Here is a 13,890-nt window from a genome sequence, read left to right as displayed (position 1 = left end):
TCCGCAGGTGGTCCGACCTGCGGCGACGGACTCAGGCCGGCACGACGTCGGCGACCACGATGGTGATGTTGTCCGGGCCGCCGCCCTCGTTGGCCAGTGTGATGAGGCGGGGGACGATTTCCTCGGGGGTGCCGTCGGAGAGGACGTCCTGGATGGCCGGTTCGCTGGCGCCCGCGGTGAGGCCGTCGGAGCAGAGCAGGTAGCGGTCGCCTGCTTGCGGGGTGAATTCCCAGACGTCCGGTTCGGCCGAGCCGGTGCTCAGGAGCGCCTTCATCAGCATCGAGCCGCGCGGGTGGTGGTCGGCGTCGGCGGCGCTGATGGTGCCGTCTTCGACCAGGGCCTGTGCCAGGGTGTGGTCGCGCGTGATGCGCTGCAGTTCGCCGTCGCGCAGGAGGTAGCCGCGAGAGTCGCCGACGTGCGCCGCGGCGAAGTGGGTGCCGTCGAACAGCAGCGTGGTCAGCGTGGTGCCCATGCCGTGCGTCGCGGGGGTTTCCTCGGCCACCTGCGCGAGCTGCTCGGCGACCCGGCGGACGCCGTCGGAGAGCAGGTTCGACAGGTTGTGCGCGGTGAGGTCGAGCGTGCGCAGCTCCGCGTCCATCGAGGCCAGCACGCTGACCGCGGTCGAGCTGGCCACCTCGCCGTGCGGCTGGCCGCCGATCCCGTCGGCCACCACGAGCATCCGCCCGCTGGCGTAGACGGAGTCCTCGTTGTTGGTGCGTCGTCGCCCTTGGTCCGAGCCTGCGGAGTAGCGCAGGATGAACCGGGTCTGCTCGGTGGCCATGCCCCCATAAAACCATTGGTTGACTGAGTTAACAAGCAAAACGATGGAAACCGCTGTCGTCGGCTATCGTGCTCGATATGGCAGACGACGCGGCGGTGAGTGCGGCCGACATCGCGCGCCTGGCGGGCGTGCGCCGGGCGGCGGTGAGCAACTGGCGGCGGCGCCATGACGATTTTCCCAAACCGGTGGGCGGCACGGCGTCCAGCCCGTTGTTTTCGCTTCCGGAGGTGCAGGCGTGGCTGCGCGGGCGCGGTCGTCCGTTCGAGCTGGCGCCGATCGACGAAGCTTGGCAACGGCTGCGTGCGCTCGGCGACGACCTCGATCTCGGCGCGCGGTTGGCGGCGGTCGGCGAGTACCTCGCGGACGACGCTGAGGGGCCGGACGATCCGGGGTTGCTGGCGTTGATCTCGCAGCTCGCCGCGAGCGAAGGCGCGGCGGAGACGTTCGAGCAGCTCTGCGACCGTTTCTTCGAAGCACACGCCCGCCGGCTCTCCACGACGCCCACTGCGTACGCCGACCTGATGGTGCGGCTGACCGGCGCGAAGGGGGCCACGGTGCTCGACCCGGCGTGCGGGTTCGGGTCACTGTTGCTGGCCGCCGCGGCGACCCGGGCGCGAGGACAGGACGTCGACCCGGACACCGCGCGGATCGCGGGCATCCGGCTGCGGCTGCACGGCGCGGACACCGAGGTGCACGCCTCGGACGCGTTGCGCGCGGACGCTTTCGCGGACCGGCTAGCCGACGTCGTGCTGTGCGATCCGCCGTTCAACGAACGCGGCTGGGGGCACGAGGAACTCGTCGGCGACGCGCGCTGGGAGTACGGGTTGCCGCCGCGGGGCGAGTCGGAGCTCGCGTGGGTGCAGCACTGCCTCGCGCACGTGAAACCCGGTGGCGCGGTCGCGGTGCTGATGCCGGGAGCGGCGGCCGGGCGGCGGAGCGGGAAACGCATCCGGGCCAACCTGCTTCGGGCGGGCGCGTTGCGCGCGGTGTGCACGCTCGCGCCGGGCACCGATCTCTGGCTGCTCACGCGCCCGGAGCCGGAGCAGCGCGCGCCGGCGACGGTGCTGATCGCCGACACCACCGCGGACGACGTCGAGCAGGTGTGGCAGGACTTCCTGGCCGATCCGGACACCGGCGAACGCATCATCGACGTGCTCGACGACGACGTCGACCTGAGTCCGTCCGGCCGTCCCGGTGAGAGCGATTCCGGCGAGGCTTTCCTTGCCGCGCAACGGGTTTTCGGGCAGATCGGGATTGAGCTGCCCAAGCTGGAACCGGCGTCCGGCGAAACGGCGCACACGACCGTCGGCGAGCTGGTGAAGGCGGGCGCGCTGCGGATCACGCACGCGCCGCCGCGTACCGCTGACGGCGACGAACCCGTGCTGACCACCGACGACGTCCTCATCGGCGGCCCGCCGACCGGGCACGCCGCGCCGGATCCGGCGGCGGTGCTCGCCCAGGAGGGGGACGTGGTCGCGTCGGTCACCGGCGCGGTGATCGTCCACAGTGGAGCGCCGGTGCGGCTCGGGCCCGCGCTTTCCCGTTATCGCGTGGATCCGGAGCGGCTCGACCCGCAGTTCCTCGCCGGATGCCTGCGCGCCGCGGACTTCCCGGTGCACAGCGCGTCGACCCGGATCGACGCGCGGCGGCTGAAGGTGCCGCGGCATCCGCTCGAAACGCAGCGTGCGTACGGCGTCGCTTTCCGCGCGCTCGCCGACTTCGACCGGGCACTGCGGCAAACCGCGGAAATCGGCCGCGACCTGGTGCGGCTAGGCTTTGCCGCACTCGCCGAAGGACGGCTGAAGCCCGGTGGCGGGTGAGCGCTGTGAGGGGGCCCATGCTGATCGCGGACCGCTACGAGGTCGACGATCTGCCGCTCGGGCGGGGCGGCATGGGTTCAGTGCACCGCGGGCTCGACCGGCGGCTCGGCAGGCAGGTCGCGATCAAGCTGCTTCGGCTTCCTGGCGGCGACGAAGAGCTGGAGGAACGCTTCGCCCGGGAAGCGCGGATCCTCGCGACGCTCGACCATCCCGGCGCGCCCACGCTCTACGACTTCGGTGCCCATGACGACCGGTTGTTCCAGGTCATGCAGTTCGTCGAAGGCGTGACGCTGGACGATCTGCTCGCCGAACACGGTCCGCTGCCGGTGTCCTGGGCGGCGGCGATCGCGGCGCAAGCGGCCGCGGTCCTGGCGGCGGCGCACGCTCGCGCGGTCTGTCACCGTGACCTCAAGCCGGCCAACCTGATGCTCTGTCCGGACGGCAGTGTGAAGGTGATGGACTTCGGGCTCGCTGTGTTGCGCGAAGCCGACACTGCTCGCTTCACGCGCGCGGGGCAGCTGTTGGGGACGCCGTCGTACATGGCTCCGGAGCAGATCCAGCGTGGGCACGCGGAGCCGCGAAGCGACCTGTACGCGCTCGGCTGCGTATTGCACGAGATGCTCACCGGCCGTCCGGTCTTCACCGGGCCGACGGCGTACGCGGTCTTCGACAAGCAGGTGAAGGAACCAGCGCCGGTCGTGCCCGGGGTGCCTCGGGAGTTGAATACGCTTCTCGCTGCGACGCTCGCGAAGGATCCTTCGGTGCGGCCGTCTGGGGCGGAGGTGCTGTACGCGCATCTTGTGCCTTTCGCGCGGGACTTGCCGCCGTTGCCGGGATTCCTGCATCCGGCGACGGTGTTGAGTCCTTCGAGGATGTACGCGCGCATGGTGGGGCTTAGCGGCGAGCGCTGATGCTTGTCGGCGTCTGCTCCGAGAGCGGCAGACCGCGCTTCTGAATGCGGTAGTAGGTGAAGGCGTTCTGTACGCCGATGCTGACGCCGATCGTGAGCATGATCGTCGAGGACGTCACGGTGTTGCTGACACCGAGCGCGGCTCCGATGAAGGAGAAGGCGACGCGTACGCCGATGGTCGCGAACCACAGCACCAGAGTGAGCGGAGTGCCCTTCACGAACGTCGTGCCTTCGCGCGCACTGAGGACCGAAGTGGAGCTTCGCAGGACGCCAAGCAGTCCGAGGACCACGACGTCGCCAGCCAGCAGCGCGTACTCCGTCGCGGTCGCGCTTTGCAACGCGGTGGCGGCGGAGAACACGCCGATCGCGGTCAGGATGAACGGCAGCGTCAGCAGACGCTTGCGGCTGAGGAGCGTGCCGCGCCACTGCCGGTAGACGACCCGGTACAGGACGAGCGCTGCGATCGCGGCATAGAGAACGATGGTGAGCGGGCCGAGGTTCATGCTTCCAGCCTCGCCGGAATTGATGCGGGTTTCGTCGGCGTACGGGCTGGGGCCAGGTGGATCCGCGGCTCAACCCCGGGGTGGAGAAGCCGGATCGTGACCATTGCCGAGCAACCACGAAGGGGTGATGGTCGTCTATTCGGGTGATACGGGTCCTGCCGAATGCGACCCGACCGAACGCGGGGGTACCGGATCGTGAAGAGGGTTCTGGTGGGGATGGCGGCGCTGGCCGCGGCTTTCGGGCTCGTGGCGTGCTCCGGCAGCACGGCCGGATCGGCTGCCGGCGGCGGCGCGGTGCCCGCGGCGGCGAGCGTGCCCGTCTCGTCCTCCAGTGCGCCGACCAGCAGTTCTGCCCCGGCGACCAGCAGCAGCCCGGCGAGCACCAGCGCGAAGCCGACTCCGAAACCGACGCCGAAGCCCGCTCCCAAGCCGAAGGCCGACCCGGAGCCGAGCACCGCCGACGTCCCGTGCGCCGCGGCCGCCGCCGCTTCGGGCACCAGCGCCTGCGTGGACATTTCCGCGCACCGCGCCTGGCTGCTGCAGGACGGCAAGGTGATCTACGGCCCCGTCTCGATGCTGCCCGGACGCAAGGGGCACGCGACCCCGACTGGCACGTTCCATGTGCTGTCCAAGGAAAAGCTGCACCTGAGCAAGCAGTTCGACAACGCGCCGATGCCGAACTCGGTCTTCTTCTACCCGGGCGACGCCTTCCACACCGGCAGCCTGAAGGTGTACTCGCACGGCTGCATCCACCTGTCGGCGACGTCGTCGCTGCGGTTCTTCAACACCCTGCACATTGGCGACGTGGTCCAGGTCGTGCCCTGACCGACCGCGTCACGGTCGAATAAATATCACCCGATAGAGGCAACTTCGTCCCCCTTCTGAGCGATTACCGGTCGCTGAGAAAGGGGTCCCGAATGGCCTGGCGCAAGCTCCGTTCCCTGGTGGTGGCCGCATTAGCGGTCGTCGCTGTCCCCACCGCGATCACCGCCGTAGCCCCGGCGGCAGCAGCCGATACCCCGGCGCTGCCGCCGGGGTTCGCTTTGCGGGACCTGCCCACCGGGCTCGGGCAGTACGAATTCACCGACTTCGCCTGGCTGCCCGACGATAGCGTGCTGGCGCTTGGCAAGTCCGGCGTCGTCAACTGGGTCCCGGCCGCGGGCGGAGGCGCGCCGACGCGGATCGCGACCTTCCCGGTCGAGACGCAGGGCGACATGGGCCTCACGAGCATCGCGCTCGCGCCCGACTACAGCACCTCGCACCAGGTGTACCTGAACCGCTCGGTCTCGCTCGGCAACGGTCAGTACACGATGCGCGCCGCGAAGTTCACCGTGCAGCTCGACGGCGCGGGACATCCGTCCGGACTGACCGGCGAGAAGGTGATTTTCGACCTGCCCGGCAGTCCGTATTACATCCACGGCCTCGACACGGTTTACCCCGCGCCGGACGGCACGCTCTGGTACTCCGTCGGAGACAACGGCGACGCGGGCAAGACCAACCCGGTCGCCTTCGTCGCGCAAGACCTCGATTCGCCGTTCGGCAAGATTCTGCACCTCACCGCGGACGGCAAGGGCGTACCGAGCAATCCGTACTACAACGCGGCCGCGCCGGATTCCGCTCGCAGCAAGGTGTTCGCGAGCGGATTCCGCAACCCGTTCCGGTTCAGTCTCGACCCGAAGAGCGGGCTGCCGGTGGTCGGCGATGTCGGCTGGTACACGTGGGAAGAGGTGGACGTCGTGCAGCCGGGCGCGAATCTCGCCTGGCCTTGCTACGAGGGGAACCACCCGACGCCGGGCTATTCGGCTGACGCGCGTTGTGCCGTGGCGGTGAACACGCCGCCGTTGTGGGATTACCAGCACGGGACCGGCCCGGCGCAGGGCAACAGTGTCACCGGCGGGATTGTGTATGGCGGCACGACTTATCCGGCCGCTTACCAGGGTGCGTACTTCTTCGGGGACTACGCGGGGCAGAAGATCTGGACGCTGCGGTACGACGCGCAGGGCAAGCTCACGCAGGCGCCCACGAGTCCCGCGCCGTTCCAGAATGTCGGCGGGGTTACCCGGATTTCCGCTGCGCCCAACGGGGACATCGTCTTCACTGACCTCAACTCCGGCGTACTGCGGCGGTTGAGCTACTCGACGAACAACGCTCTGCCGGTGGCGAAGGCTACTTCCTCGACGGATCCGGATACTCGCACGGTTTCCTTTGCCGCCAACGATTCGACCGACGCTGACGGCGATCCGCTCACCTATTCCTGGGACTTCGGCGACGGCAGCACCGGCACCGGGGTTCAGGCCAGCCATCAGTACGGGGATGGCGCTTCGTTCACCGCGACGTTGACGGTTTCGGATCCGCTTGGCGGTGTTGGGACCGTGAAGATCGCTGTCGCCCCGGGCAACCACTCGCCGGTGCTGGATTTGTCCGCGCCGGACAAGACTTTTGCGGTGGGTGAGCAGGTTTCGTTGTCCGCCAAGGCGACTGACGCAGAGGATGGCGAGCTTCCCGTCACGTGGACGTCGTTGATTCGGCACTGTCCGGATCTCGGCGCCTGCCACGTGCATCCCAGCGACGGTGCGACGGGGCCGACGTTGACGGTTCCGTTTACCGATCACACGGACTCGCGGATGGAATTCACCGCGACGGTCACGGACAGCGCCGGGGTGCAGGCGAGCAAGACGTATGTCGCTTACCCGCGCCAGCATCGGTTGACGTTGGTGGGCACGCAGCCGGCCGCGTTGAGCATCCCGAGCGAGGGCGGCGTCAGCAGTGCGATGGTCACTGAGGGTGCGACCTTTGACGTGACTGCTGCGTTGGTTGGCACCGACGGGGTCTCCAAGTTCACCGGTTGGCAGGGCGGTCCGGCTACCTCTTCGTGGTCGATCACTGTCGGCGCTGGTGATATGACACTGACCGCCAACTACCTGACGGCGATCGATCAGCGGTATGCGGCTGAGCCGGAGTTGCGGAGTTCGATCGGCGCGCCGACGGGTCCTGAGGTCGTTGACGGGCCGGTGCGGTATCGGCCGTATGCGAATGGGCGGTTGTACTGGTCCGCGGCTACCGGGGTGCATGAGATCGGCGGGGAGATCCTGGCCCGGTATCTCGCGATCGGCGGGCATCAGGTGTACGGACCGCCGACGACCGACGAGACCCGGACCGCGGACGGGGTGGGCCGGTACAACCATTTGATCGGCACGCCGGGAAGCCAGGCCGCGGCTATTTTCTGGACGCCGTCCACCGGGGCGCATTCGGTACAGGGACAGATTCTGGTCAAGTGGGCCGCTCTCGGCTGGGAACGCGGGGTGGGGTATCCGACCACCGACGAGTCCGGGACTCCCGACGGGGTCGGGCGGTACAACCACTTCACCAGTGGCTCGATTTATTGGACGCCTACCGGCGGTGCGCATCAGATCGGCGGGGCTATCCGGGACAAGTGGGCTTCGTTGGGTTGGGAGCGGGGGCTTGGCTACCCGACTACGGATGAGTCTGCGACGCCGGACGGAGTGGGGCGGTACAACCACTTCACAGTGGGTGGGTCGATCTACTGGACGCCGTCTACCGGTGCGCACCAGATTGGTGGGGCGATTCGGGACAAGTGGGCTTCGCTGGGTTGGGAGCGGGGTCTTGGTTACCCGACCACGGACGAGTCCGCGACGCCAGACCGGGTCGGCCGGTACAACCACTTCACGGTGGGCGGGTCGATCTACTGGACGCCGTCCACTGGGGCGCATCAGATCGGCGGGGCGATTCGGGACAAGTGGGCTGCTCTCGGCTGGGAGCGAGGTCTCGGTTACCCGACTACCGATGAAACCGGTACGCCTAACGGGATCGCGCGGTACAACCACTTCAACGGCGGCGGGTCGATTTACTGGAGCCCGCGTACCGGGGCGCATATGGTGCAGGGGGAGATTCGCAAGCGGTGGGCCGCGCTGGGCTGGGAGTGGGGATATTTGGGGTTGCCCACCTCGGATGAATACCCGATCACCGGCGGGGCCCGAAGCGATTTCCAGGGCGGTTATGTGATTTACCGGTATGGAGTGACCACGAATTACCGGTGGTGAGTCGGCTCGGGGCTGCCGTCGGTGTCCTCGCCGGCGGTAGCTCCGCACCGGAGTTTCTTGTTACTGTGTCCGCAGGTCGTGACTGGCGTGTGAAGATGGATCACCATCGGGGAGCGACCTCGTCCACGTGACGTCGTGCCGTACGCCTGGGCTCTTGTGGGATCGAGATCCGGGAGACACGGCGATGGTTCAAGCTCTGGCTTTTTCGGAAGCGTCCTGGCACCGGCCGCGGCTGGTGGGAATCGTGAACGTCAGCGCGGACTCGTTCTCCGACGGCGGCAGATTCCTGACCCCGGCGAACGCACTCGCGCACGCTCGCCGATTGCTGGCGGCGGGTGCGGACGTCGTCGAACTCGGTCCGGCTGCCAGTCATCCGGGTGCCGAGCCGGTGACCGCCGACGAGGAGATCCGGCGGCTGGACCTGGTCCTGGACCACCTGGTCACCGACGGCATCCCGGTGTCGGTCGACTCGTTCCAACCCCGGACCCACCTGTTCGCCGCTGCTCGCGGTGCCGCGTTTCTCAATGACATCCAGGGATTTCCGGACCCTGAACGGTACGCGGAGCTGGCTGGTACCGGATGCCGCCTCGTCGTCATGCACTCGGTGCAGCGGCGGGGGCCCGCGACCAAGGTGCGCACCGATCCACAGGCGGTGCTGACGGCGCTGGAGCAGTTCTTCGACCAGCGGCTGACCGCGCTCGAAGCGGCGGGCATCGACCGCGAACGGCTGATCATCGACCCCGGGCTCGGCTACTTTCTCGGCGCCACGCCGGAACCGTCGCTGGCTGTCCTGGCGGCACTCCGCGCGATCCGGACCAGATTCGGTGTTCCGATCATGGTTTCGCCGTCCCGGAAGTCGTTCCTGCGCGCGATCACCGGACGCGAGCTGTCGGAGATCGGTCCGGCCAGCCTCGCCGCGGAGCTTTATGCCGCCAGCCACAGCGTCGATTTCATCCGGACGCACGACGTCGCAGCGCTGCGGGACGCGCTCACCGTCCTCACCGCTCTAGACCAGTACGCAGGAGCCAGCCGATGACGCGCCTCGACACTGCTCGGATCCGGGCTGCTCGCAAGCGGATCGATCCAGCTTTTCTCGACTCTCCGCTGTTCCGTTGCGAAGCGCTGGAACGCGACCTCGGCTGCGCGGTGAGCATCAAGCTCGAAACGGCGAACCCGGTCCGGAGCTTCAAGGCGCGCGGCACCGAAGTCGTCGCCAGCGCACTCGCCGACAACCACGCCTCCGCTGTCGTGTGCGCGAGCGCGGGAAACCTCGGCCAAGCCCTCGCCTGGTCCGGCCGCGACCGAGGACTCGACGTGACCGTGGTGGCCTCCCGCTTCGCACCCGCCGCCAAGCTCGAGCGCATCCGCGCGCTGGACGCCCGGCTGGAACTGGTGGACGGCGACATCGAAACGGCACGCGAACGAGCAGCAGCCATCGCACGGCGCGACGGCATCCGGCTGGTCGAAGACAGCCTGGACCTCGAGACCTGCGAAGGCGCGGCAACCATCGGCCTGGAACTGGCGGACACCCTGCCCACGTTCGATGCCGTACTGATCGCTTTGGGCGGCGGGGCACTGGCCACCGGCGTGGGGCACGTGCTCAAGGAGCGCGCGCCCGAGGTCGAGGTGATCTGCGTCCAGCCACTGGGCGCACCGGCGATGACGCGCTCCTGGCACCAGCAGCGCGTCGTCTCAACCGACTCGACCGACACCATCGCCGACGGCGTCGCGGGCCGCTTTCCTATTCCAGCGGTGCTGAATGACCTCCTTCTCGTTGCCGACGACGCCGTCCTGGTTCAGGAGGCGTCGATCATCACTGGCATGCGGCTGCTGTTCGAGCGCGCCGGACTCGTCGTCGAACCCTCAGCCGCGCTCGGCGTGGCCGCGATCCTCGAAAACCGCGACCGCTTCGCTGGACGGCACGTGGTCACGATCGTCTGCGGGAGCAACGTCGATGAAGCCGCTTACCGCCGTTGGATCGGGGCGGCTCCCGAGCACAGGTCTTGACGGTTTTCCGGAGACGGTTTCCGTGGCGGCGAAGGGATTCTGCGACGGCATAGTGGCATGTGGAAGACCCGTTGCGGCAGATTTCGTTGCGGCACAACCTAAGCCGAAGCAGCTCGACAACCTAAGCCGAGACCGCCGCGACGCAGAACTCGCTCCCCTCCGGATCCGCCATCACCACATGGCGCCCCTCGAATTCCGCCAGAATCTCCCGCCCGCCGACCCCAGGCGTCCAGCCTCGGCTTTGATCCAGGGCCGCCAGCCGGGGCCTGGTCCCCTTGTGGCGGCGGAGGTTCGTCGACATAGCTGAGTGCCGTTTTCCAGAAACCCGCGAGGAGTTGTGCGTTGGTGCAGTCCAGGGTGAGATCGATGGTGGCAGTCATGCCGAAAAGCTACTGCGCACCACCGACAAAAACTCAGGCCAGATCAGCCGGACGGGTGCCGGTGGAGGCGAGTGGCAGACCCAGCGCCACCCGTTCGGTCAGCCAGCTGCTCGGGCGGTAGCGCGGATCCCCGGTGCCGCGCAGGAGGCCGTTCAGGATGCGCAGGACCTTTTCCGGGCCGACCAAATCGCCCCATGCCAGGGGGCCGCGGGGGTAGCCCAGGCCAAGGCGCACCGCGGTGTCGATGTCGGCGGGGGCCGCGAGACCCTGGTCGGCGATGTAGCAAGCCGTGTTGATGATCGAGGCCAGGAGGCGTTGCGCGATGGGGGCGGCACCGTCGCGGACGACCGTCACCGGGGTTCCGGTAGCGGCCAGGGCACCCCAGGCGGCGCGGCCGTAGTGCGGGTCCAGTCCGGGGTGGACGGACATGGTGAAGCGCGATTCGTAGCCGAGGGCGTCGATTCCGACGACGCGCGCGGCGGGCAGTTCCAGTTGCCGCGCAGCGTCCACAGTGGACTCTCCGCGCAGGGTCACCAGGAGAACCGTGTCGGGATAGGCGTCCGGGACGACGTCGACGCCCGCTGCGGACAGGAGACGGCCGAGGCGTTCGTCGGCGGCGTAGACCGGCATGGTCGGGGCGGGCGGAGCGGTGGGCTCCGGCGGGACCTCTTGTTTTCCGTCGACATAGCGGTAGAAGCCTTCGCCGGTTTTGCGGCCGAAGAGCCCGGCGGCGACGCGCGGGCGGGTGAGCCACGACGGGCGCAGGCGCGGTTCGGAGTGGAAGCCGCTCCAGATGCTTTCCAGCACCGCGTGCGAGACGTCCAAACCGGTGAGGTCCAGCAGCTCGAACGGGCCAAGTTTGAGGCCGAGGACGTCGCGTGCGATGCGGTCGATCTCGGCGGGGGCGGCGAGGGATTCGGAAAGAATCTGCAGCGCCTCGGTGTTCAGGCCGCGGCCCGCGTGGTTGACGAGGAAGCCGGGGGCGTCCTTCGCCAGCACCGGCTCGTGGCCCCAGCCGCGGACGAGTTCGAGGGCTTCACCGGGCAGCCAGTCGGCGGTGCGCGCGCCGGGGATGACCTCGACCAGGCGCATGAGCGGGACCGGGTTGAAGAAGTGCAGGCCGATCATCCGCGTCGGGTCAGCGAGCCCGGCGGCGATTTGGGTGACCGACAGCGAGCTGGTGTTGGTCGCGAAGATCGTTTCGGGGCCGCAGATCTTCTCGAGCCCGGCGAAGAGCGTCTGCTTCGTGTCGAGGTCTTCGCGGACGGCTTCGATCACCAGGTCCACCCCGTCGGCGGGGGCAAGCGGGCCGTCGACCGGGACGAGGCGTTCCTTCGCCGCACGGCCCTTCTCCTCGCTCAGCTTCTCCTTGGCGACCAGCCGGTCGACCATCGCGCCGACGTGGTCGATCGCCGCGGCGACCGCTTCCGGCTGCACGTCCGCGAGTTCCACGGTGACCCCGCCGGTCGCGGCGAGCTGGACGATGCCGCGTCCCATCACCCCGGTGCCGATCACGCGGATCCTGCCGACCCGTCCGGCCCATCCCGTCACGTCGAACCTGCCTTTCGCTTTGGCGCCACGGCGAACTTACCCCGGACTACAGACCGACGAAGTCCGCCATCTGCCCGACGAGGTGTTCGAAGTACGCGTCCGCCGGGTCGACGCTGCCGACGTACTGGCCGAACAGCTCGAAATTGAGCGCGCCGAACAGCTGGGTCCAGGCGGCGATGGCGCGCATGACGACCTCGGCCGGCGCGTCGAGGTCCAGAGTCCGGCTGAGCTGGTCGGCCTGCGCGCGCAGTTCCTCCGACATCGGCGCGGTGACCGCCGGCTCGTGCGGATGGGCGTCGCGCAGCACCGCGACCAGCGCGAAGGCCACTCGCCCGGCGGGGCCGACGGTGTCCTGCGGAGCCTGGTAACCGGGGATCGGCGACCCGTAGATGAGCGCGTATTCGTGCGGGTTCGCGCGGGCCCAGTCGCGGGTCGCGCGCCAGATGGCCCGCCAGCGTTCGCGCGGGTCGCCGGTGTGCGGGTCGGCCTGTTCGGCGGCCTCGCCGACGGCGTTGTACGCGTCGACGATCAGCGCGGTGAGCAGGTGATCGCGGCTCGGGAAGTACCGGTACAGCGCCGACGAGACCATCCCCAGCTCACGGGAGACCGCACGCAGGGAAAGCCCGTGCGCGCCGACGTCGGCCAGCTGACGGCGGGCCTCGTCCTTGATCTCACGGGTCAGCTCGGCACGAACCCGCTCGCGGGCGGTCCGGGGTGCGGCAGTCATGCGATCAGTGTGCCTCGAACGAGAGCGATGCGCAAAATCGAGAGCACTGCTCTTGACGTGAGATGGTCTGCGGGTGTTCACTGTTCACAACAGAGAGCACCGCTCTCGCAAACCGAGGAGGACCCCATGACCAGCACCCGCTACCTCGAACCGGGCAAGGCGACCGCGGCGTTCAACGGCTGCGTCCGCTGGCTCACCAAGCGCGGCCTCAGCGTCTGGGGCAGCCGGGTACTGGGCGTCCGCGGCCGCAAGTCCGGCGAACTGCGCGAGGTGCCGGTGAACCTGCTGCCGTTCGAGGGCAAGCAGTACCTGGTGGCCGCACGCGGCGAAACCCAGTGGGTGCGGAACCTGCGCGCCGCGGGCGAGGGCCAGCTGACCGTCGGCCGCCGCACCGAGACGTTCACCTACCGCGAGCTGTCCGACGAGGAGAAGCCCGCCATCCTGCGCTCGTACCTCAAGCGCTGGGCATTCGAGGTCGGCACGTTCTTCGAGGGCGTGGACGCGAAGGCGCCGGAAGAGAAGCTGCTGGAGATCGCCCCCGGCTACCCGGTGTTCGAGATCTTCACCCGGTGATCAGCGCACGCGTTTCCGGAACGTGGTGGCCGCGACGAGAACCACGCCGACGAGAAACGCGACCAGCCCGATCAGGAACCAGAGCTTCTGGCCGGTCATGAAACTGCCGGTCAGCACCCCGACGCCCTGCAGCACCCACACCGCGCCGACCAGCACCAGCACCACACCGCACGCCAGCGTGATCCACCGCTTCACGAGCATCTCCTAGCTAGACGGACCCTCTTGAGGAGTGTCTCAAGGTTCCCCCTCGCGACCCGCCCAGCCCAGCCCCGGCCCCGGATGCGCCCCCAATGTGGCATTGGGTGCATCTGACGCACCGAACGCCACATTGGGTGCATCTGACGCACCCAATGCCACATTGGGGCGCAAGCCCCACCTCCGCCCAAACCGCAGCCGGTGCTCCCAACGGTCGAGGCACCCACCCCAAAAAACCGCACCGGTGCACCCAACGAGCGAGGCGCCCAGCCCTCCCCCAACCCCGATACGAAGCTCATCTGCGGTTCGGGGGTGCTTGTCAAGGCATCTTTCCCGCCTTGACAAGCACCCCCGAACCGTCAGCACAATCAAACTTCGGGGT

The 13,890-nt window shown here is 68.5% G+C and carries 13 protein-coding genes and 1 riboswitch; of the genes, 7 read left to right on the top strand and 6 right to left on the bottom strand.

Features of this window, described 5'->3' with window-relative positions; genetic code table 11:
• Nucleotides 1-31: 31 nt before the first annotated feature.
• Nucleotides 32-781, bottom strand: a complete 750-nt coding sequence (locus PUT80_RS17840) for a protein phosphatase 2C domain-containing protein (RefSeq protein WP_275292899.1) — start codon at nt 779-781, stop codon at nt 32-34.
• A 77-nt stretch (nt 782-858) separates the two neighbouring features.
• On the opposite strand from PUT80_RS17840, the gene PUT80_RS17835 reads away from it, so the two are divergent.
• Nucleotides 859-2,601 carry an N-6 DNA methylase gene (locus tag PUT80_RS17835; RefSeq protein WP_134727595.1) on the top strand — a complete coding sequence of 581 codons (1,743 nt, stop codon included), beginning with the start codon at nt 859-861 and terminating at the stop codon, nt 2,599-2,601.
• A gap of 17 nt (nt 2,602-2,618) precedes the next feature.
• Nucleotides 2,619-3,512: a serine/threonine-protein kinase gene (locus PUT80_RS17830; protein WP_037808537.1), complete on the top strand. Its 894-nt coding sequence runs from the start codon at nt 2,619-2,621 to the stop codon at nt 3,510-3,512.
• On the opposite strand, the gene PUT80_RS17825 is transcribed toward PUT80_RS17830, so the two are convergent.
• Nucleotides 3,496-4,014 (bottom strand): hypothetical protein, encoded by a 519-nt coding sequence (locus PUT80_RS17825; protein ID WP_043834577.1) that lies wholly within the window; start codon nt 4,012-4,014, stop codon nt 3,496-3,498. The genes PUT80_RS17830 and PUT80_RS17825 overlap by 17 nt on opposite strands.
• Nucleotides 4,011-4,529, bottom strand: coding sequence for a hypothetical protein (locus tag PUT80_RS46295; protein ID WP_199817307.1), 519 nt, complete (start codon nt 4,527-4,529; stop codon nt 4,011-4,013). The genes PUT80_RS17825 and PUT80_RS46295 overlap by 4 nt, the downstream gene beginning before the upstream one ends.
• Between PUT80_RS46295 and PUT80_RS46290 the strand changes: the two genes are divergently transcribed.
• The 4 genes from PUT80_RS46290 (at nt 4,522) to PUT80_RS17805 (ending at nt 10,082) form a co-directional block, all read left to right on the top strand.
• Nucleotides 4,522-4,839 (top strand): L,D-transpeptidase, encoded by a 318-nt coding sequence (locus PUT80_RS46290; protein WP_199817306.1) that lies wholly within the window; start codon nt 4,522-4,524, stop codon nt 4,837-4,839. The two genes, PUT80_RS46295 and PUT80_RS46290, sit on opposite strands and share 8 nt — an antisense overlap.
• Nucleotides 4,840-4,931: 92 nt before the next feature.
• Nucleotides 4,932-8,075 carry a PQQ-dependent sugar dehydrogenase gene (locus PUT80_RS17815; RefSeq protein WP_275292898.1) on the top strand — a complete coding sequence of 1,048 codons (3,144 nt, stop codon included), beginning with the start codon at nt 4,932-4,934 and terminating at the stop codon, nt 8,073-8,075.
• Nucleotides 8,076-8,143: 68 nt separating this feature from the next.
• Nucleotides 8,144-8,234: riboswitch (ZMP/ZTP riboswitch) on the top strand.
• A 25-nt stretch (nt 8,235-8,259) separates the two neighbouring features.
• Entirely contained in the window at nt 8,260-9,111 is an 852-nt protein-coding gene (gene folP, locus PUT80_RS17810) for a dihydropteroate synthase (RefSeq protein WP_275292897.1), read from the top strand.
• Nucleotides 9,108-10,082, top strand: coding sequence for a pyridoxal-phosphate dependent enzyme (locus PUT80_RS17805; protein WP_275292896.1), 975 nt, complete (start codon nt 9,108-9,110; stop codon nt 10,080-10,082). Before folP ends, PUT80_RS17805 begins: the two co-directional genes overlap by 4 nt.
• A 413-nt stretch (nt 10,083-10,495) precedes the next feature.
• Here the strand turns inward: PUT80_RS17805 and PUT80_RS17800 are convergent, their stop codons facing one another.
• Together PUT80_RS17800 and PUT80_RS17795 are read right to left on the bottom strand one after the other, a co-directional pair.
• Nucleotides 10,496-12,013, bottom strand: coding sequence for a 3-hydroxyacyl-CoA dehydrogenase (locus PUT80_RS17800; protein WP_037808527.1), 1,518 nt, complete (start codon nt 12,011-12,013; stop codon nt 10,496-10,498).
• 46 nt (nt 12,014-12,059) lie between these two features.
• Nucleotides 12,060-12,740 (bottom strand): TetR/AcrR family transcriptional regulator, encoded by a 681-nt coding sequence (locus PUT80_RS17795; RefSeq protein ID WP_238603889.1) that lies wholly within the window; start codon nt 12,738-12,740, stop codon nt 12,060-12,062.
• 126 nt (nt 12,741-12,866) lie between these two features.
• Here PUT80_RS17795 and PUT80_RS17790 point away from each other — a divergent pair, with 126 nt between their 5' ends.
• Nucleotides 12,867-13,313 (top strand): nitroreductase family deazaflavin-dependent oxidoreductase, encoded by a 447-nt coding sequence (locus PUT80_RS17790; protein WP_238603890.1) that lies wholly within the window; start codon nt 12,867-12,869, stop codon nt 13,311-13,313.
• Here the strand turns inward: PUT80_RS17790 and PUT80_RS17785 are convergent, their stop codons facing one another.
• Nucleotides 13,314-13,508: a hypothetical protein gene (locus PUT80_RS17785; protein WP_037809354.1), complete on the bottom strand. Its 195-nt coding sequence runs from the start codon at nt 13,506-13,508 to the stop codon at nt 13,314-13,316.
• Nucleotides 13,509-13,890: the final 382 nt, after the last annotated feature.

This window comes from Amycolatopsis sp. La24 (assembly GCF_029087445.1).
Classification (GTDB): Bacteria; Actinomycetota; Actinomycetes; order Mycobacteriales; family Pseudonocardiaceae; genus Amycolatopsis; species Amycolatopsis nivea.
This window is presented reverse-complemented; position numbering and strand designations above follow the sequence as displayed.